General features: G+C 37.4%; 17 protein-coding genes. 10 read left to right on the top strand and 7 right to left on the bottom strand.

Features of this window, described 5'->3' with window-relative positions; translation table 11 throughout:
- Position 1 precedes the first annotated feature (1 nt).
- Positions 2-1000: a bifunctional GNAT family N-acetyltransferase/(deoxy)nucleoside triphosphate pyrophosphohydrolase gene (locus COMX_RS01055; RefSeq protein WP_034336054.1), complete on the top strand. Its 999-nt coding sequence runs from the start codon at positions 2-4 to the stop codon at positions 998-1000.
- On the opposite strand, the gene COMX_RS01050 is transcribed toward COMX_RS01055, so the two are convergent.
- Positions 992-1903: an SMP-30/gluconolactonase/LRE family protein gene (locus COMX_RS01050; RefSeq protein ID WP_034336052.1), complete on the bottom strand. Its 912-nt coding sequence runs from the start codon at positions 1901-1903 to the stop codon at positions 992-994. The two genes, COMX_RS01055 and COMX_RS01050, sit on opposite strands and share 9 nt — an antisense overlap.
- A gap of 82 nt (positions 1904-1985) precedes the next feature.
- Here COMX_RS01050 and COMX_RS01045 point away from each other — a divergent pair, with 82 nt between their 5' ends.
- Positions 1986-2738, top strand: coding sequence for a competence/damage-inducible protein A (locus tag COMX_RS01045; RefSeq protein ID WP_034336050.1), 753 nt, complete (start codon positions 1986-1988; stop codon positions 2736-2738).
- Between the two features lie 5 nt (positions 2739-2743).
- Here the strand turns inward: COMX_RS01045 and COMX_RS01040 are convergent, their stop codons facing one another.
- From COMX_RS01040 to COMX_RS01030, 3 genes are all read right to left on the bottom strand, one after another.
- Entirely contained in the window at positions 2744-3703 is a 960-nt protein-coding gene (locus COMX_RS01040) for an acetyl-CoA carboxylase carboxyltransferase subunit alpha (protein ID WP_034338618.1), read from the bottom strand.
- 83 nt (positions 3704-3786) lie between these two features.
- On the bottom strand, positions 3787-4698 hold the full coding sequence (locus COMX_RS01035) for a site-specific tyrosine recombinase XerD (RefSeq protein ID WP_034336048.1): 912 nt from the start codon (positions 4696-4698) through the stop codon (positions 3787-3789).
- Between the two features lie 16 nt (positions 4699-4714).
- A complete protein-coding gene (locus tag COMX_RS01030; RefSeq protein ID WP_034336046.1) occupies positions 4715-5242 on the bottom strand; it encodes a hypothetical protein in 528 nt (175 codons plus the stop codon).
- Between the two features lie 186 nt (positions 5243-5428).
- Between COMX_RS01030 and aroB the strand changes: the two genes are divergently transcribed.
- From aroB to COMX_RS01015, 3 genes are all read left to right on the top strand, one after another.
- A complete protein-coding gene (gene aroB, locus COMX_RS01025) occupies positions 5429-7072 on the top strand; it encodes a 3-dehydroquinate synthase (protein ID WP_034336044.1) in 1644 nt (547 codons plus the stop codon).
- A gap of 309 nt (positions 7073-7381) precedes the next feature.
- Positions 7382-8521, top strand: a complete 1140-nt coding sequence (locus tag COMX_RS01020) for an OmpA family protein (protein WP_034336043.1) — start codon at positions 7382-7384, stop codon at positions 8519-8521.
- Between the two features lie 105 nt (positions 8522-8626).
- The gene (locus tag COMX_RS01015; RefSeq protein ID WP_084051482.1) at positions 8627-9106 is read left to right on the top strand and encodes a GtrA family protein; all 480 of its coding nucleotides are present in this window, start codon (positions 8627-8629) and stop codon (positions 9104-9106) included.
- Here COMX_RS01015 and tenA read toward each other — a convergent pair.
- The gene (gene tenA / locus COMX_RS01010) at positions 9096-9812 is read right to left on the bottom strand and encodes a thiaminase II (RefSeq protein WP_051461761.1); all 717 of its coding nucleotides are present in this window, start codon (positions 9810-9812) and stop codon (positions 9096-9098) included. The two genes, COMX_RS01015 and tenA, sit on opposite strands and share 11 nt — an antisense overlap.
- A gap of 158 nt (positions 9813-9970) precedes the next feature.
- Between tenA and alaS the strand changes: the two genes are divergently transcribed.
- The 3 genes from alaS to COMX_RS00995 all read left to right on the top strand — a co-directional run bounded on the left by alaS (position 9971) and on the right by COMX_RS00995 (position 14354).
- Positions 9971-12619, top strand: coding sequence for an alanine--tRNA ligase (gene alaS / locus COMX_RS01005; RefSeq protein ID WP_034336042.1), 2649 nt, complete (start codon positions 9971-9973; stop codon positions 12617-12619).
- Between the two features lie 152 nt (positions 12620-12771).
- Positions 12772-13464, top strand: coding sequence for a carbonic anhydrase (locus COMX_RS01000; RefSeq protein ID WP_034336038.1), 693 nt, complete (start codon positions 12772-12774; stop codon positions 13462-13464).
- A gap of 14 nt (positions 13465-13478) precedes the next feature.
- The gene (locus COMX_RS00995; protein ID WP_051461760.1) at positions 13479-14354 is read left to right on the top strand and encodes an endonuclease/exonuclease/phosphatase family protein; all 876 of its coding nucleotides are present in this window, start codon (positions 13479-13481) and stop codon (positions 14352-14354) included.
- 19 nt (positions 14355-14373) lie between these two features.
- On the opposite strand, the gene COMX_RS00990 is transcribed toward COMX_RS00995, so the two are convergent.
- Positions 14374-15249, bottom strand: a complete 876-nt coding sequence (locus COMX_RS00990) for a DUF2076 domain-containing protein (RefSeq protein WP_034336035.1) — start codon at positions 15247-15249, stop codon at positions 14374-14376.
- Positions 15250-15452: 203 nt separating this feature from the next.
- On the opposite strand from COMX_RS00990, the gene COMX_RS00985 reads away from it, so the two are divergent.
- Together COMX_RS00985 and glyS are read left to right on the top strand one after the other, a co-directional pair.
- Positions 15453-16340 carry a glycine--tRNA ligase subunit alpha gene (locus COMX_RS00985; protein ID WP_034336031.1) on the top strand — a complete coding sequence of 296 codons (888 nt, stop codon included), beginning with the start codon at positions 15453-15455 and terminating at the stop codon, positions 16338-16340.
- A gap of 1 nt (position 16341) precedes the next feature.
- Positions 16342-18402: a glycine--tRNA ligase subunit beta gene (gene glyS, locus COMX_RS00980; protein ID WP_034336029.1), complete on the top strand. Its 2061-nt coding sequence runs from the start codon at positions 16342-16344 to the stop codon at positions 18400-18402.
- Between the two features lie 62 nt (positions 18403-18464).
- On the opposite strand, the gene COMX_RS00975 is transcribed toward glyS, so the two are convergent.
- Positions 18465-20978 (bottom strand): glycosyltransferase family 2 protein, encoded by a 2514-nt coding sequence (locus tag COMX_RS00975; protein WP_034336026.1) that lies wholly within the window; start codon positions 20976-20978, stop codon positions 18465-18467.
- Positions 20979-21062 lie beyond the last annotated feature (84 nt).

Below are 21062 nucleotides of genomic sequence, written 5' to 3'. Positions count from 1 at the left end.
TATGACGAACCATAGTGTTTCTATACTTCCATTAAAAATCGATCATTATACCTTGCGCCTTATTCAAACTGAGGATATAAACGCGCTGCATCCATTGATTAATGACTGGAATGTCGTCAGGATGTTAAGCCAAGTTCCTTTTCCATATCCAAAGCCTTTACTTGAGAAATGGATTGATTCTATCATTCAAGAGATTCACACTGGCGCTTCTTATCATTTCTCTATCATTGATGATACTAATGATCAAATTGTTGGTTGTATTGGCCTGCGTGTGGATAGCAAAGACCAACTTGGTAAAATCGGTTATTGGATCGCTCATAAATACTGGGGGAATAAAATTGCTAGCAGAGCCCTTCAGCGTATCAGTACTTGGGCTTTGGCAAATCTTAACATAAATTACATTCGAGCTACCGCTGCTGATGATAACTTAGCCTCTATTTCTGTTTTGAAAAAATGTGGATATCAGTCTTTTGGCAAAGGAAAAGAAAAGTTTTTAGCTCGCGCTGCAGAACAACCCGTATCCTATTTTTTGCTGAAACGTGAAGATATCTGCCCTGGAAAATCTCCAGTTTCCTTAAACCCATCATCCTCAATACCCAAAAAAATCTTATTAGTCGTTGCAGGAGCACTCATTGATATTGATGGCCGTTTATTACTGGCTCGTAGGCCAGAAGGAAAATCTATGGCAGGAATGTGGGAATTCCCAGGGGGGAAAATTGAGCCTGGTGAAACACCAGAGGCTGCTTTAGTTAGAGAATTAAAAGAAGAAATTAATGTTGATGTTTCCCAAAGCTGCCTAGCCCCATTTACCTTTGCTTCTTATGAATATACAGATTTCCATTTACTCATGCCTTTATATGTCTGTCATAAATGGAAAAACCTGCCAGAACCCAGAGAGAATCAGCAGCTGGCATGGGTCCCCGCTGATGAGTTAGATAATTACCTAGTTATGGAGGCAGATAAACCTTTTATTCCATTACTCAAAGACCTATTATTTTAAAATCGACATTTCTGGAATTTGAAATAAATTTTGAGGTTTACCTGGTGTAGAAACCTTAAAAGAAAATAATCCTCCTGCTAATGGATAAAGCTGTTTGTCGGCTTCAGTCATTCCTTTGGTCGCTGTTGTTACATAGGCAGTTTTGTAATCATCTCCTCCAAAAGCAATTTTAGTAATATTTAAACTGGGAATTGGAATTGTTTGCACCAATTCTGCGTCAACAGAATAAACACTAATTTGGTGTCCACCAAACAAGCAAATCCAGAGATGATTTGCCATATCAACGGCCATTCCATCTGGATATCCTTTATCCAATTCTAAAAATTTTTCTTTGTTTGTAATTTGTCCAGAATCTTGCCAATCAAAACGATAAACGATCTGCTCATTTGAGTGATTATGGTATAATTTATGCTGTTCTTCTATGATCAAAGGACCGTTTGTAACTGTATAATGACTATCCTGAGGAACCGCGCAGATCTTGCCATCTTTTTGAAAATCTAATAAATAAAGCGAACCAAAAGGATGTTGCTCTTGTTTATCCATTGTACCAAACCACAAGCGTCCCAAAGAATCTATATAGCCATCATTCAATCGGTTACCTTCATGGGACTCTTGCATGACAAACCACTGAGTAAATTTTCCTTGAGCTGGATCAAACCAATATAATCCATCCTCCATTCCGCAAAGTAAAAGATGCCCTGTTGTTGGAAAGATAAAAGTTGGTTGTTTTGGAGCATTCCAGATCGTTTTCGTCTGAGTTTGAAGATGATATTTATAAATTTTCTTTTCTAAGATATTTACAAAATAAACACTTTGTTCTCGTTCTACCCAAACTACCCCTTCCCCAAGTAACGTTTTGGCATCCCACAAACAAACTGGCTCGAAAAATTTTGTATGTATCATTCTTAATCCTTCGCTTATACTATAAAGCAACTGCTATTTGATCTTAGATCATTTTATATTTTTATGTCACAGGAAAGTTTCAATGAATCCTACAGCCGCAATTATTATTATTGGTAATGAGATTTTATCGGGGCGCACGCAAGATATTAATATTAATTATATTGCAAAAAGTCTGGCAATTTCAGGAATTAAACTCAAGGAAGCCAGAGTTATTCCCGATGATCCAAAAGTCATTATTAACACTGTTAATGAAATCAAAGCAGCTGTTGATTATGTCTTTACCACAGGAGGAATTGGCCCAACACATGACGATATTACCTCTGATTGTATCGCAGAAGCTTTTGGTGTTCCCAATCAAATTCACCCAGAATCTTTTAAATTGTTAGAAGACTATATCGGCAAAGAAAACTTTAACGAAGCTCGTCAACGTATGGCTCATTTACCTTTAGGTGCTAAACCAATCCCTAATACCATTTCTGTTGCACCTGGATATGTAATTGGTAATGTATTTGTGATGGCTGGGGTTCCACAAATCATGCAGTCCATGCTGGATAGCATTATTCCTACTTTACGTCATGGACCACCTATCATTTCGAAAACATGGTACGCATATCATGCTTCTGAAGGTAAAGTTGCTGCTGATTTAAATGAAATTCAAAATAAATTTCCACAAACAGATATTGGATCTTATCCATTCTATCTAAATGAAAAACAAAATGGTGTTGCCTTAGTGACCAAAGGTCAAGATCAACAAGCAGTTGAGCAAGCCGCCAGTGAGGTTTATAATCTGTTGGTCAAGATGGGGTATCAACCTATAGAAGGTGAACCCCATTAAATAATTTACTCTGCTTCTTGGCGACCCATCGCCAAGAACTTGTCTCTTCTCTGAGCTTGTAAAACTTGTTTAGGGATATCTTTTAATTGATCCAAAGCTTCTTGAATTGCTTTCTTTACTGATTCGATCGCAATTTGAGGGTCGCGTTGTGCTCCACCCATAGGTTCAGGAATAATTTGATCAATTAACTTTAATCTCAACAAATCTTGAGCTGTCAAACATAATGCCCCAGCAGCTTGTGCAGCCTGAGATGCATCACGCCATAAAATAGAAGAACACGCTTCTGGCGAAATTACAGAATAAATTGAATGTTCTAACATTAAAATTTTATCTGCCGTTGCCAGTGCGATTGCACCACCAGAGCCACCCTCGCCAATAATCACAGCGATAATTGGTACAGAAGTGCGCAAACAAGTCTGAATAGACTTCGCAATAGCTTCTGCTTGCCCTCTTTCCTCTGCATCGATCCCTGGCCAAGCACCTGGAGTATCCACTAAGGTGATTACAGGAACATCAAAATGACTAGCCAAACGCATCAAGCGTTGTGCTTTGCGATATCCTTCAGGACGAGCCATTCCAAAATTATGTTGTAAACGTGTATCCAGATCTGAACCACGTTCAATCCCAATGACCACAACGGTTTGCCCATGAAAGCGTCCAATTCCACCAATTATGGCGTGATCTTCTGCAAATAATCGATCCCCAGCCAGAGGTGTAAAATCCTCGATAAAAGCTTGGATATAATTCAAAGCATGAGGACGCTGTGCATGACGAGCAACTTGAACTTTTTGCCAAGGGGTAAGCTTGGCATATAAAGCAATAAGTTGCTTATCTGCTTTTTCGATAAGTTGCTTTAATTCTTCTGAGATATTTACATCATCAGAGGAGTCTTCAACACGCTGTAACTCGAAAATCTTTGTTTCAAGTTCAGCAACTGATTTTTCAAAATCTAAAAATTGACGCATAATCATCCGCAAATATCACAAATAAATAAAATTCTATAGCTTCTTTACCAGAAAATCTATCATTTTATCTTTAGTGATGATTTCTAATCGCACTTCTTTTTAATTTCACATGATAAAGGATGATGATTTAGAACAGTTTTTTGCAAATGTTCGGTTTGAACATGTGTGTAAATTTGTGTTGTAGAAATATCTTCATGTCCCAACATCATTTGTAAAGAGCGTAAATCTGCCCCGTGCGCTAAAAGATGAGTTGCAAAAGAATGACGTAATACATGAGGAGAAACTCGTTGTGGATCTATATCTGCCTGCAAGGCGACTTGATATAAAATTTTATCAAAACCTTGCCGAGTAAGATTTTTTAACGGGTTTCGGCCAGGAAACAAAAAGATACTTTGTAAATAATGGTCATTTTTCTTTAAATCAATCGCGGCATTGATTGCCGAATCGGAAACAGGAATCAATCGTTCTTTGCCGCCTTTACCATAGATTCGTAAAATTTTTATATCTGATTGGATTTGATCTTTACGTAATTTAAGCAATTCAGAGATTCGTAATCCTGAACTATACAAAATTTCTAGTGCGGCTTTGGCAACCAATCCTCTTCGATAATCTTCCAAAAGATCACAAGCATCCAACAAAAGACCAACTTCAAGCTCTGTTAAATATTTAGGCAATGTCTGTGGCAAATAAGGATTTTGTAATAAATAGGATGGATCATCTTGCCTATTTCCTTCTTTGACTAAAAAACGATAGAATTGACGTAAGCAAGATAACCGCCGAGCTGCGGTACGTGCAGATTTTCCCTCTTTACCCATCCACTCAAAATAAGCTTGAATATTTTCCTTAGAGGCGGATTCTAGTTCTTCTTTATGATTTTGAAATAAATAGGATCCAAAATCATATAAATCCGCCTGATAAGCTTGTAACGTATTTTTACTAGCCCCACGTTCTGCGGTTAGCATTTCAAGAAAAGACTCAAGATATGCACTATTCATTATAAATTAAACAAACTTAACGTTGTGCTGGGGTTCCAGCAGCATTTCCAGGAACAGCGCCAGGTTGTGGCATTGCCGGAATAGGCTGTGGAGGATTAGCCGTTGGTTGTGCAGTGGTATTCCCTAAAACATTATTCGATTGAGGAATAATCAAAGGAACCGTTGATTGAGTATTAGGTTGAGGTTTCCCAGTTGCATTTCCTGTCCCGTTACTTGGGGTATTAACAGGTTGTGGTGGAGCCGTTGGTGCTTGTACGCCTTGGATTACAGGATTCCCAGTTGGTTGTCCGACATTGCCTGTTGTTGCATTTACAGGGGTAGCACCAGGTTGAGGCATTGCAGGAATAGGTTGTTGAACATTATTTGCAGTCGTGGGAAGCGCTGGAATTGCTTGAGTTGGTGTTTGTTGTTGGAATTTAGACATTGGAATAACTTTATGCACTTCTTGAATTGGCATTTCAGGTCCCTTTAATCCAAAAAGTACAATTACAACAACAAATACAAGCACAATAAAGCCAAGAAGAATAACAATAGGACGACGCATCATCTTTCCTTAAAAATTTTAAATCTATGATTTCTATAATTTAGCCGTTACAATACACTGTTTCCATACCATAACACATCAAGCTTTACGATAGGTTGTTTTAGGAAAACAAATCTAAGTTATACTGTTTCAATATTTTCTTTCAGTTCGTATATTTAAAACAAATCACAGTTTTTGGTAAATTTTATGATAAACAAAGATATAAAAAAAAATGGCCCTATTATATTAATTGGTTTAATGGGCGCTGGTAAAACAACCATTGGAAAAAAACTGGCTCAATATCTTTCTATTCCTTTTATTGATTCCGATCATGAAATTGAAAAGACTGCTGGTTGTACCATCACAGATATCTTTGAACAATATGGAGAAGCAGAATTTAGACGCGTTGAGCACGAAGTGATTCGCCGTTTAATCAAACAATCCTCTGTTGTCATTGCTACGGGTGGTGGGGCTTTTATGCATGCTAAAACTCGTCAACTGTTAAAAGAACAAGCAACAACTATTTGGCTTCATTGTAACGTTGATACGTTATTAGAACGCATCTCTCATCATACCCATCGGCCTTTATTAAATTCAGGTAATAAACGTGAAATATTATCAGACCTTATAACCACACGTTATCCTGTATATGCTGAAGCCGACTATATAATCCCTTGTCATGACAATAAAATTGAAACGACCCTTACTCAGATTCTTTCAATTTTGGAGCAAGCAAAAAAAATGCGCACGTTACCTGTTACACTATCTAATACTCAATATAATGTTCTAATTGGTCCCAATTTGCTTCAACAAGCAGGGATCTTACTAACGCCTCTCCTATCTCAGAAAAAAGTTTTTATTGTCGTAGATGAAAACGTTGCATCATTTCATTTGCAAACTTTAGCCAACAGTTTAACTTTATCTCAAATAGAATATGAAACAATATTGATTCCTCCTGGGGAAAACACAAAATCTTTCAAATATTACGAACAAGTTGTCAACACCCTTTTAGAAAAGAATGTTGAAAGACAAACTCCAGTTATTGCGTTGGGTGGTGGTGTTACAGGGGATCTAAGCGGGTTCGCTGCGGCAACTGTTTTAAGAGGCTTACCATTCATTCAAATTCCAACGACTTTATTATCACAAGTTGATTCTTCTGTAGGTGGTAAAACAGGTATTAATACCCCTACTGGTAAAAACCTACTTGGTGCTTTTTATCAGCCGCAAATTGTCATTGCTGATACTCATACTTTAAACACGCTTCCACAAAGAGAATTGTTGGCTGGTTATGCTGAAATCGTAAAAGCTGGCCTTATTGATGATATAGAACTGTTTGAATGGTGTGAAAATAACGGAGAAAAAATTCTTTCGAAAGAATCTCACTATCTTGATGAGGCCGTTGAGCGAGCATGCGCTTTCAAAGCACGAATCATTAAAAATGATGAGTTTGAACAACATTCAAAGGGTAGAAATCTTTTAAATCTAGGGCATAGTTTAGGACATACATTAGAAGCAGAATTAGGTTATGATGGTCGTATTCTTCACGGCGAAGCTGTTGCTTTGGGATGTTGTTTGATTTTTAAACTATGTACAAGCATGGGAATATGCCCACAAGAGGATACAGATCGCGTTTTACATCACTTCAAAAGCGTAGGACTACCAACATCCATTAGAGACCTCTCATTCCCTTTACAAGCATCAAGCCTGCTGAGACATCTGCAACATGATAAAAAAGTAAAAAATACAAAAGTACTTTTCATACTTGTCAATGGAATAGGAAAAACTTTTACTTCTCAAGATGTTAGAGAAGAAGATTTGCTAAAATTACTAATGAATGATGGCTGTATTTGAAACCTTTTTTGTTGTATGGAAAGCACATCATTTAATTTCTCTATCAAGAATAACATTTCCACGATTGTCATTCAATTTAAACTTTATTATTATTACAACTAATCTTTAACGGTTAAAAAAAACTGAGATATTTTATTGTGTTATTTTTATTACATGTGCTATAGAACTGCATGTAAAACAAAAAAAAACTCTTGGTTTTACAATAAAATTGATTAGATTAATACCTAGTTATAGAGTTTCATTTATTTAAGAGCTTCCATCTTAATCGGTGGTCTATCGCTCAAAACTTAATTAAAAGGATAAGTCAAGATGCGTCTTCGTACAGCATTACTTGCAACGACTTTTGCAGTAGCCACACCCGCTGCAGCGATGGCTAGCACAATTACTGGCCCTTATGTTAGCTTGGGTGGTGGTTATAACTTAGTTCAAAATCAACATGCTACATTCTCACCTAGCACACGTGCAAATGGCACAAACAGTGCTGCAGGAAGCAAATCACAGTATCGTCATGGTACCGGGTTTACAACTTTTGGTTCTGCTGGTTGGGGTTTTGGTAACGGTCTTCGCGTTGAAGTAGAAGGCGTTTACAACTATTCTAACATTAATGGCCGTAAAGGTACAGAATCACCTGCATACAAAACCAAAGGACATGACCAAGGTTACGGTGGATTAGTAAACGTTCTTTATGATATCGATCTACGTCAATTCGGAATTGATGTTCCTATTACACCATTTGTTGGTGTTGGTGCTGGTTACTTATGGCAAGATATGGGTCCATTACAAACCAATTACCGTAATGGCAGCGTAAACCGTCTTGGTGGAACCAATGGTGGATTTGCATACCAAGGTATCGTTGGTGCTGCATACGACATCCCAGGCGTACCTGGTCTTGCTGTTACAACAGAATATCGTATGATGGGTCAATTAGACCAATCTACATATAAATCAACTTCTTGGGTTGGTAATGGTGTTTACAAAGGTAATGGTAAAGTTGATCATCGTTTCAACCACCAATTTATTTTAGGTCTGCGTTATGCATTTGATACAGCTCCACCAGCACCTCCTCCAGTTCAAACTGTAGCACCTCCTCCAGTTGAAGCTGCTCGTACATACTTAGTATTCTTTGACTTCGATAAATATGCTTTAACACCTCGCGCTCGTGAAATCGTTCGTGAAGCAGCTCAAGCATCTACACGCGTTCAAACAACACGTATCGAAGTTAACGGTTATACCGATACTTCATCTGCTCGTGGTGGCGCAGCTGGTGCAAAATATAACATGGGTCTATCACAACGCCGTGCAAAAAGCGTTAAAGCTGAGTTGATCCGTGATGGCGTTCCTGCAAGTGCTATCTATACACAAGGCTTTGGTGAATCTCATCCATTAGTTCCAACGGGACCAAATGTGCGTGAACCACAAAACCGTCGCGTAGAAATTATTCTTAAATAATTTATTATTTAGATAATAATTCAAAAAAGGAGGTATCTTTTGATATCTCCTTTTTTTTATGAAATAAGATACGTATAATTACTTAACATTATAGGTCTTTCCTGAGTGGTCAAAACTTCTATTGATATATTATTTCAAAAGCTCTTCAATTATATAGCTCCTGATAAACATCATAAAAAACTGATACAATTCACCAAATTCGCACTCGTTGGGTTTACAGGTTTAATAATTGATGCAAGCACGGTATATTTATTATGCCCTTTAATAGGACTAACCATCTCGACCCTAATTGCTTATTTTATTGCTGCAACATCAAATTGGTTTATTAACCGGTTTTGGACATTTAATGGATTGGGAAAACAGCAATATATTTTATATCAATGGATAAAATATATTATTGCTAATAGTATGGGGTTTTTTTTAAACCGCGGTACTGTTTTTATTTTATTTAGTCTAAGCACAACTTGCCTAAATCACCCTATTATCGCATTAATCGCTGGTGCCGCTGCTGGAATGCTTGCAAATTTTAACCTCTCTCGCAAACTTGTTTATACTAATAAATTTTCAAAAAAAACTAGGAAATAGCCCCAAGTAGATTGGCGCGTCCAACATTCCAAAAAGCACTTTCCAATCGTACAGACATTGTAAATTTTTCTAACAGCGTTTGATACCGTTGTTCAGCACCATATTTTTTTCCTAGTTCGTCAATAAAATAAAAACTTTTTTTTATCAAATCTATGTACAGAGAATCAGTATATGTATTCAACCATGATTGATAAGGATTATTTTTGATATTTGTGCACTTATCAATTGACATCCTCAAACCTATCTCACCATATCCCACCAAACAAGGGGACAGTAACACAATCAGATCTAACAAATCTCCTTGCATAGATTTACTTAACAAATACTGACTATAGGCAACAAGTTCTAATGTTTTCGAACTTTTCTCAATCTGTCCTTGCGTAATTCCCCTCTCTTGACAATATTTAATATGAAAAGGCAACTCAGCATTTAACAATCCTTGCATCAAAGAGGCAAAATATTGCATTTCTGTGAAATCATTACTTTTATAGATCGCCAAAGAAACAACACGACAATAATCATGTAAATATAAATAATCTTGAATCAAAAACTGCTGAAATTCTTTTTGTTCCAATGTGCCTGCTGCTAGTTCTTTAACAAATCTATGTTGGGTAAATTGTAACCAATCATTTTGACAATCACGACGGAAACGTCCAATTAAACCTCGATCAAATAAAGATAGTGTATCTTTAATAACATCTGACATAAAATATTAACTTTCACAGCAAAAGTTTAAACAGCTATACTTGCAAAGTATCAGAAAAATAGTGAAATAGTTCATAAAGTTTTATTACTCTATTTTTTTATCCAAAAATGTTTTAAACAGATCATGTTTATATTCTGATTAGGATTATTTATTTTACCATGCGCAGTACAAACGAAATACGTTCTACTTTTCTTGATTATTTCAAGAAAAATAATCATCAACATGTTCCCTCTTCTTCACTTGTTCCACAAAATGACCCAACCTTGCTTTTTACCAATGCAGGAATGGTTCAATTTAAAAACGTATTTACTGGACAAGAGCATCGTCCTTACTCACGTGCAACAACTGCTCAAAAAGTAGTCAGAGCAGGTGGTAAACATAATGATCTTGATAATGTTGGATATACAGCACGCCATCATACCTTTTTTGAAATGATGGGTAACTTTTCCTTTGGTGATTATTTTAAAGAAGGTGCAATTGAGTTTGCATGGAATTTAATCACGCGGGAATTTGGTTTATCGAAAGACAAGCTGCTTGCCACTGTGTACGCTGAGGACGAAGAAGCCGCGACTTTATGGAAAAAGATCGCAGGTTTTTCTGATGATCGAATTATTCGTATCAACAGCTCTGATAATTTTTGGCGCATGGGGGATACGGGGCCTTGTGGGCCTTGCTCTGAAATCTTTTACGATCATGGTGAAGATGTTTTTGGTGGCCCTCCAGGTTCGCCTGATGAAGATGGAGACCGGTTTGTGGAAATCTGGAATCTGGTCTTTATGCAATATTTTGAAGACCCTCCTGGAACACGTACCCCTCTTCCTCGTCCATCAATTGACACAGGTATGGGACTTGAGCGCTTTGCAGCGATCATGCAAGGGAAAAGAGACAATTTCGATATTGACACATTCCAAGCTTTGATTCGTGCATCTGCTGAGGCTACTCATACGGATCCTTTTGGACCACACAAAGTTAGTCATCGTGTCGTTTCAGATCATTTGCGCTCTGCTGCTTTTTTAATTGCTGATGGTGTACTGCCTTCTAAAGATGGTCGTGGATATGTACTACGTCGTATCATGCGCCGTGCAATGCGTCATCTACATATGATTGGCACACAAGAACCAACCTTCTATAAATTATTACCTGCTTTAATTACAGAGATGGGGGCTGCATATCCAGAACTCATTCAAGCTGAAGCATTAATCTCAGAAACCTTAAAAGGTGAAGAAGAACGTTTTAAAACAATGCTTGATCGAGGAATTTCTTTACTTGATGACGAAACTAACAAACTACCAAGTAAAGGAAAGCTTCCTGGTGATGTCGCATTTAAACTATATGACACTTATGGTTTTCCTCTTGATTTGACCGCAGATGCTTTACGTGAAAAAGGCTTTACCGTTGATCAAGAAGGTTTTGATACTGCTATGAATGAACAACGTAGCAGAGCCAGAGCTGCATGGGTTGGATCGGGTGACAATGCCACAGAAACGGTTTGGTTTGAATTAAAAGACAAACATGGGTCTACAGAATTCTTAGGCTATAAAAACGAAACCGCCGATGCAGAAATTCAAGCTATAATTGTTAACAATCAATCCGTGCAAGAAGCCAAAGAGAATGATGAAGTTGCAATCCTTCTTAACCAAACCCCATTTTACGGCGAAAGTGGCGGCCAAGCAGGCGATACAGGTTATATTACCACTAAGAATGCCATTATTAGCATCACCAATACACAAAAAAAATTAGGTGAACTGACCGTTCATTATGGTAAAGTCATCAAAGGCTCTGTGAAAGTCGGGGAGCCTGTTGCAGCTGATTTAGATCATACAGAGCGTCAGGCAATCAAAGCCCACCATTCTGCCACGCATTTGCTACATCAGGCATTAAGAAACCAACTGGGTGATCATGTTACTCAAAAAGGCAGTTTGAATTCTATTGATCGTTTACGTTTTGACTTTAGCCATTCAAAGCCATTAACTTCCGAAGAGCTCAAGTTAATTGAAGACGCCATTAATGCTGAAATTCGTAAGAATGAGCCCGTAGTAACGCGTATTATGACCCCAGATGAGGCTGTTAAAATGGGTGCTATGGCGTTATTTGGTGAAAAATATGGCGATGAAGTTCGTGTCGTTGCTATGGGTAACGACATAGAAAAACAAAAAGCTTGGTCTATTGAGCTTTGTGGTGGTACTCACGTTACCAGTACAGCTGAAGTCGGTTTATTCCATATTATTTCTGAAAGCGGTGTTGCAGCTGGTATTCGTCGTATTGAAGCTGTGGCTGGCGCAGCTGCTGAAAGTTATTTCAAACAAAATGAAGCTTCTTTACATGAAGCCGCTTCTTTATTGAATACACCAGCCATTCAATTGGTAGAACGCTTACAGCAATTACTTGATGAACGTAAATCACTAAAACAACAAGTTTCAAAACTTCAACACCAAATCGCTGTTGGAGGGGATAAACAGGGTAGTACAGATAAAGTTGGTGATATTGAATATATCATGCGTAATCTTGGGGATGTTGCTCCCAAAGAGCTAAAATCATTAGCAGAAAGCTTAGTCAAAAAAATGAATAACGGTATTGCCGTTGTTTTCTCTTCTTTTGGGGAGAAAGCCTCTTTTGTGGTAGCTGTTAATAAAGTACTTTCTCAAACCATCAGTGCTGTTGATCTGGTAAAAATTGCCAGTGCTGCGGTTGGTGGTACAGGCGGAGGTGGAAGACCTGATATGGCCCAAGCAGGAGGTCCCGATGCAAGTCAATACCAAAAAGCATTTGATGCTATTTTAAAAGAGATTAAAAAAATCGCTTCATAAATTCAAAAAAAGCAGGTTTTTAAGCCTGCTTTTTTTTATTGTAACAAAAATTTATACAAAATTAAATTGCAATATCCTCTTATCTCTTTAAGATATTTTTATCTTCTTGCTGAATAACAGCTTCTTGGTTTTACAAAAATGAAAGAAATTATATGCCAGACTCAAATCCTAAACAGACTTTATTAAATCTTTTACACGGTGTTAAACGCTTTAAAACAGAGAAATTTCCTGAGCGCAAAGAACTTTTTAGTAAACTAGCCAACGGTCAAGAACCTAAAACACTCTTTATTACTTGTGCAGATAGCCGTATTCACCCAGAACTTCTGACTGATCAAGATCCTGGCAGTTTATTTGTTTTAAGAAATATTGGAAATATCATTCCAGCATACGGAAATGCTATGGGAGGTGTTACCTCCGCCATTGAGTACGCCGTATGCGCATTAAAAGTATCAACCATTATTGTATGTGGGCATTCTAATTGTGGTGCAATGAGTGCATTAATTCATCCAGAAAAAACAGATTCGATGCCTGCAGTAAAAAGCTGGTTACGATTTGCAGCCACAGCACATGCTGTTACAGATGCTCTAACGGCAACTGATGTTGGCCCTGAAAATATTCAAACATTAACCGAGCATAATGTTTTACTACAATTACAACATCTTCGTACCCACCCCTCTATTGCAGCGGCTCTAGCAAGAAATGAAATTGCACTACAAGGATGGTATTACGATATTCCCAATGGCCAGGTTTATGTTCTTAACGAAGAAACTCGTCATGATATGACCGTCAGCCAAGCAATTGACCTGTTACAAGGCCAAGTTGACGAACGAAAATTACAAGAATAATTTATTAAACATTAATGTATAAAAAGTTTCTATTATATGTTTTTTATACATTACTTTTACTGACCACTAGGCCTGGACGGGCAACAATACTAAAACTGGCCACTTGGAATGTAGAGTGGCTAGTTTCACAGAAAGACACTCAAAACTTTCCTATTCCTCAAGATGTCAATCTTAGGCAATCCGCTGATTTTAAAATGTTGCTTCACTATGGGGGAAAATTACAGGCTGATATTATTGCTTTACAAGAAGTCGGTTCTATTGAAACTTTAAATTTAATTTTTCCAAAAGATCAATATCTCTTTTATATTTCAAAAGACCCTATTGCTCAACATACAGCCCTTGCCGTTCGTAAAAACATATTCAAAGATATAAAACAAAACTCGGATTTAACAGAGCTGAGTCATATTGATAGATTTCGCCCTCTACGCAGTGGCTTGGATATTACTCTTTATACAAAACAAAGCAGCATGCGAATACTCGTTATTCATTTGAAATCTGGATGTCAAGATTATCCCTTGGACCGCCCGAAACTGAAGCCATCTTGCATTTTATTAAAAGATCAACAGCCAATTATACAAAAATGGATTCAAAATCGCGTCAAAGAAAAACAAGCTTTTATCATCATAGGAGACTTTAATCGGGTTGTTTCTCCACAGGATTTATTTTTTAAATCATTATCCAATATAGACCTATATTTCCCCACCGCTTACAAAGCTAATCCTTGTTGGGAAGGTAATTATTTCATTGATGGATTTATCATAGACCCAAATGCTAATAAATGGTTTTTACCTGACTCTCTAAGGGTTATGAAATACAAAGAACAAAGCAATGACGCGCAAAATAAATTATCAGATCATTGCCCTGTCTCTGTAAAATTATTAGTTCCTTAACAGAGTTGGAAACTGATTATTAAAAACTATCGTCGCCCCAGTTACTATCATCGGAACCACCACCCCAGCCGCTATCATCAGTAGAAGTATCATCACCCCAACCAGCATCAGTGCCTGCACCTGCATCAAAATTAGGATCAACCCCAGCTCCAGTCCCAGCAAATGGATCTGCGCCACCACCAAAAGGATCAGCAGCACCTGCCGCTGCTGGATCAACGGCGCCTCCTGCTGCTGCACCCCCACCAGCATGGCTACCACCAAACATGCCACTAAGCGCATTATAAGCAAACATTCCCCCAGCAACCCCAGCTGCTGTTGTCAAAGCACTACCAAGAAAACCGCCACCGCCACGATTGAACATTCCTTGTTGATATCCAGGAGGATAATTTTGAGGAGGTGGGGCGCCATAAGTCCCTTGTTGTCCAGGATAAGGACGTCCAGGTTGTCCCTGTGGCCCGCGTTGCTGTCCTTGAAATTGTTGTTGGTTATTCGGAGCTCCCCACCCAGGAGGGGGAACTTGATTTTGTGATGCTGCCTGACTTTGTTGACGATTTCCGCCAAACAACCCGCCCAAAAAGCCACCAGATGCAGGTGGTTGGTTTTGACTTTGTTGTTGCATCTGTTGCATTTGTTGAGATGTTTGTTGCACCTGCCATTCTAATTGACGAATACGATTTTGTGCCTCAACCAACGCAGCTTCTTGCACAACTGCCATTTGTGTCATGCGATACCCAGCCTCTGGGTATTTTTGTAAATTATCTTTAATCAAACGGTCTGCATCAGGATCAACAGGCGGCATCTGATTCGCTACAGGAACGGAACCAGGTTGGGATGAGGCACTACCACCGACCCTATCAAAAAATTTATTAATAAGCTCACGTTCTTCATTATTCATTTATTCATAACCTTTTTGTAAGATTTAATCTTTGTAATAGTATGTGGCTTTTACAGCAAATTTAACAAGTTTTTTTTCGCTTTGATTGTGTTATATCCTATATACTATATAGTTAATTGTTTTATTTACACCTAAAGAAATAACAATAATATTTGTTCAAAATATGTTGTTGTTCTGTTCGTTTTCTTGGAATTATAACCTTCATGCCTTCGAATACGATTTCAAAACCTTCTTTAAACCGTCCATTGTCTTTTCAAGGACTTATTTTAAAACTTCATGATTTTTGGGATTCCAAAGGATGTGCTATTTTACAACCTTATGATCTTGAAATTGGTGCAGGAACACTATCCCCGCATACAACATTGCGCGCATTGGGAAACACCCCTTGGAAGGCGGCTTATGTACAGCCTTGCCGCAGACCAGCAGATGGCCGTTATGGCGAGAATCCCAACCGTTTGCAACATTATTATCAATATCAAGTTTTATTAAAACCCTCACCTAAAGACAGCCAAGAACTTTTACTTGAAAGTTATAAAGCAATTGGGATTGATCCTCGCAAACACGATATTCGTTTTGTTGAAGATGACTGGGAAAACCCAACAATTGGTGCGTGGGGATTAGGTTGGGAAGTTTGGTGCGATGGGATGGAAGTCACCCAATTTACATATTTCCAACAAGTTGGAGGAATTACAACCTCGGTTCCATCCACAGAGCTTACTTATGGTTTGGAACGCTTGGCAATGTATATCCAAGGTATCGAAAATGTGTATGATCTGGCGTTTAATGATCATGGTCTAACTTATGGTGAAGTATTCCTTAGAGCAGAGCAAGATTATTCTCGTTTTAATTTTGAGTGTGCAGACACGGAAATTCTATTTAGCCACTTTAAAGACGCAGAAAAAGAATCCGAAGCATTAGCTAATCAAAAATTGGCGCAACCTGCTTATGATTATTGTTTAAAAGCCAGCCATTTATTTAACTTGCTTGATGCCCGTGGGGTGATCAGTGTGAATGAAAGAGCCTCTTATATTGGTCGTATTCGCAACTTGGCTAAACATTGTTGTGAAACTTGGCTAGCAGAGGAAAAGTAAGATGTCAGAACTTTTTATTGAATTATTTTCCGAAGAAATTCCCGCGCGTATGCAACGCCAAGCTACTGAGAATCTTCAGCGCTTGTTATGTGATGCTCTGGGTAATCTGTCACCTCAACAGATTAAAACATTCAGCACACCACGCCGCATTGCTATTCAACTAGCAATCAAAAATTCTATCCCAGCTCAAGAAGTGCAAGAGCGCGGACCACGCACAACGGCACCAGAAAAAGCGCTTGAAGGGTTCTTGCGTAAGCATCAAGCACAAAAATCTGATCTTATTGAAGAAAATGGGTTTTGGGTATTACAAAAGAATGTCGCTGAAGTATCAGCAACAGATTTCATAGCTCACGCTTTACCACAGATTTTCTGGAAATTCCCTTGGCCTAAATCTCAACGTTGGGGTAATGGCAGTCAATTTACTTGGGTTAGACCTCTTCACTATATTACCTGTCTTTTAGATGGACTAATTATTCCATTAAATTTGGCTACTTCTGAAGATGACGCACATGGGTTGGTTTGTAGTAATAAGACAAAAGGCCACCGTTATCTTGCACCTGAAATATTCGAAATACAAAATGCACAACAATGGGAAGATACATTAGAATTTCGTTTCGTCATTGCAGATCCAGATAAACGTCGTGAAAAAATTCTTAATGACATTACAGCGTTAACGCAAAAAGCAAATCTGGAATTAGTTCCTGATGAAGGACTATTAAACGAAGTTACAGGATTGGTTGAATGGCCCGTTCCTTTGTTGGGTAAAATTGATGAAATCTTCATGGACCTCCCCCCTGAAGTTATGCAAGTATCTATGCGAGTCAATCAGCGCTATTTTGCCTTAAAAAATAAAGATGGTTCACCTGCTAGTGCCTTTGCATTTGTTGCCAATATTATTCCTGATGATGAAGGCAAGCTAATTATCGCAGGAAATGAGCGTGTTTTACGTGCACGTTTTGCTGATGCTCGTTATTTCTGGGATCAAGATCGCAAAACTTCTTTGGAACAACGTAATCAACAACTGCAAAATGTGATTTTTCATGCCAAACTTGGCAGTCAATATGAGCGTATCCAACGTTTAGAACGATTAGCAGGATATCTTGCTAAACAATTAAAAGCCGATGAAAAAATTGCAAAACGTGCTGCTTTACTTTGTAAAGCCGATCTTACCACAGGCATGGTCGGTGAGTTCCCAGAGGTTCAAGGGATTATGGGAGGGTATTATGCCAAACATGACCAAGAATCCCCTGAAGTTGCCCTTGCAATTTCTGAACATTATAAACCTGTTGGCCCAAGTGATAGTGTTCCAACACAAATAGTTTCTATCATTACAGCTCTGGCCGATAAAATTGATCTTTTAACCACGTTCTTTGCTATTGGTGAAAAACCTAGTGGTTCTGGTGATCCATATGCTTTGCGTCGTGCTGCTTTGGGTGTTATTCGTATTATTCGTGAAAATCAACTTCGCCTTGATATTAAAGCGCTCTTTGACTTTGCTGTCCTTGGCTTGCCACAAGCGTTACAATCTTCTGGAGATCTTGGACTTTTATCAGAATTTATTTACGAACGTCTTTATGTGCAATTACGCAGTGAAGGTTCTCGATACGATATCTTATCTGCTGTTGCCCCAACCAAGCAGTTTACCGATTTAGTTGAACTTTTGAAAAAAGTAGAAGCTATTACAACTTTTGTTGCAACAAACGATGGTAAAGATTTACTGGCAGCTGTTAAACGCGCCAGCAATATTTTACGTATCGAAAATAAAAAAGACGGACCTCATCAAGGGGAAACTGATATTGCTTTATTTACACAAGATGAAGAAAAAAATCTTTCTTCTGCATTGAATAAAGCCATGGAACAAATCAGTGCATCCGTTAAACAAGAACAATTCGATAAGGCCATGAACAGCATTACAACCCTAAAAGGTCCTTTGGATCTTTTCTTTGAAAAGGTAACCATCAATGACGAAAATTCTGCTATTCGCAGCAATCGTCTTAAATTACTTTCTCAAATCGACCAAACTGCTTGCCTGATAGCTGATTTTAACCAGATCGAGAAATAATTTATATAATCCCTATTTTCATTAATATTAACACTTATGAAAATAGGGATTTAATCATATTTCTATTTATCAGGATCGACTAAGTTATGAAAAAATGGAGGTTCAGGCAAAAAATAAGGTGAATAAGCAGGATCATTTTGATACATTTTCGTATCTTTCCATGTATCATTCATATATTTAATTTCTGCTTCAAACCTGGCTTTATGTTTTGGCTGATCATCACTCCCCCGAGAGAGACTTTCATGATGCACAGCAACACAATCTGCACAAAAAACAACTTTATACCCTGCTTCTTTAACTCTTAAGCATAAATCAACATCATTAAACGCAATCTTAAGATGAATTTCATTAAAACCATTGACCTCATGAAAGACAGAGGCTTTAACTAACATCATTGCCGCTGTAACTGCTGTCAATTCTTGAGATAATATAGAGCGCTTTATGTATCCTTCGTCATCTTTTTTCTCCCCTTTACCCAAATGATCAGCAACGTGAGTAAGCGATACAATAACACCCGCATGTTGTACACGGCCATTAGGATATAATAACTTGCTCCCGACAATACCAACATCATCAAATAAAGCGGCTTCATTCACCAGTTTCGTTAACCAATTTGGATCATCTACAAAAACATCATTATTTAAAAAGAGATAAAACTCAGCTTTGATATGGTTTGCGGCTAAGTTATTTAATCGAGCAAAATTAAATTCTTCATGAATTGGCAGAATTTCTATTCGATCATGCTTTTTATATTCCTCTAAAAATCGTAAAGTCTTCTCTTCACACGAACCATTATCAACCAGTAAAATAGTATAATTTATGTAATTTGTGTTCTTTAATAGTCGATCTACACATTCTTGTGTTATTTCTGCTTGATCTTTAAAAGGTATAATAATGGCAACATGGGGAGATGTTTGGCTTTTCCACTCAATCTGATAAGCCGTAGACCCATCCAAAGAAGACACTATAGCTGGTTTTTTCATCCTTTTTAAATGATCACTAACACATGCGACACCAGCATCAATTGCATAATGTTTATGATCTATTGTCTCAGCTGTAGAGTTACGGGTCATTCGCCAATGATATAAAATTTCAGGTAAATGATAAATTGTATCGTGAGGCGTGATTTCAGTTAAACGTAATAAGAAATCATGATCTTGAGCACCATCATATTTTGATCGAAGCTGCCCTACTTTCTTAACAAGATCGGCACTAACCATTAAAAAATGACAAATGTAATTGATACCTAACAAATAACGATAATTAAAATCTGGTTTAAAATGAGGTTGAATATATATACCACTATTCTCAAGCTTATCCTCATCAGAATATACAATTTTAGCCTTTTGCAAATAAGCAGAATAAAGCATTATTTCCAATGCTTGAGGAACCAGCAAATCATCATGATCAAAAAAAGTTATCCACTCACCTGTTGCTTTTTTAATTCCAGCATTGGTTGCTGCTGAGATACCTTTGTTTTCTTTTAATGTAATTACTTTAATTCTAGGGTCTTCTTTAGCTAAAGACTTTAATTCTTTTTTTATTTCTGTTGATTTACCACCATCATCAATTAATAATAATTCCCAGTTTTGATATGTCTGTCTAAATACAGATTCAACAGCCTCACTGAAATATTGTAATTCCGGGTCATAAACAGGACAAATAATTGTAACCAGAGGATTCTGAAAAGGAATATTTTTTTTTCTTATTTGTTGTTGCAGTGATTTAGTTTTAGGCTCAAGAAAAGGAAAATATTTTCTTGCCCACACATCATATTCCTCTATGACATATTCAGGTAAAGCAACAAGTTTTTGTATTTCTTTGCGTAATTGTGTGATTTCTTTATAAAGAGAGTCAACATGATTGTTCATTACAATCAGCTGTTGTTCTAAAACATCATCAATAAGCGTTGCCTCATAAGGGCTGCCTTCGACATCTATTTCCTCAGGCAAAATTAATAACCTGAACGTTGCACGATAACGTCTTCTTAACGTTGTCGGTACAACTACGGAAAAACCACAATATGGATCCCCTCCTGAAGCACTGGCAACATCAGGTCGATAACGATTGGCAGAAATTGTTTTTAATTCAGTACCATTAACGAAAACCTTAACTTCACAATTTCCCGTATACTGACCTGTATATAAATCTTTTTTTAAAATCCAACCATTAATTGCGCCATTTTTCCATCCATCAATATAAGAAACATATTGATTTACCTTATTATTTTCAGATAGCGAAAATGATATAAAAGGCAACCTTCCCCCTTGTTTTTGAGGATCTAAAAACAATAATACATTGTTATCTGAAAAACGAAAACAGAGTTCATGTTTTTTTTCATCTCGAAATTTATCAGGAATAATAAATTGGAAACCAATATCTCCGCGTAAGAAATTAATTTGTTTTTGAATATCTTCTCTATTTTGATCACATTTAATTTCAGCTATTTTTTGATCATCAATATAAACAAATAGAATAACATGCTCTTGAGGGGCGACAATATTAATTGCCCAGCCGACAACAATCCCATCCTTAACCTCTTGGCAAAAACCAGTAAAACGGGACTGTATTGTCATTAAAAAATTCCTTGATGCTTTTCATATAGTACAATATTTTTATAAAATCTCAGAGTAAAATTAATCTATCATTATATGAAAAGC

The organism is Commensalibacter papalotli (ex Servin-Garciduenas et al. 2014) (assembly GCF_000527695.1).
GTDB lineage: Bacteria > Pseudomonadota > Alphaproteobacteria > Acetobacterales > Acetobacteraceae > Commensalibacter > Commensalibacter papalotli.
This window is presented reverse-complemented; position numbering and strand designations above follow the sequence as displayed.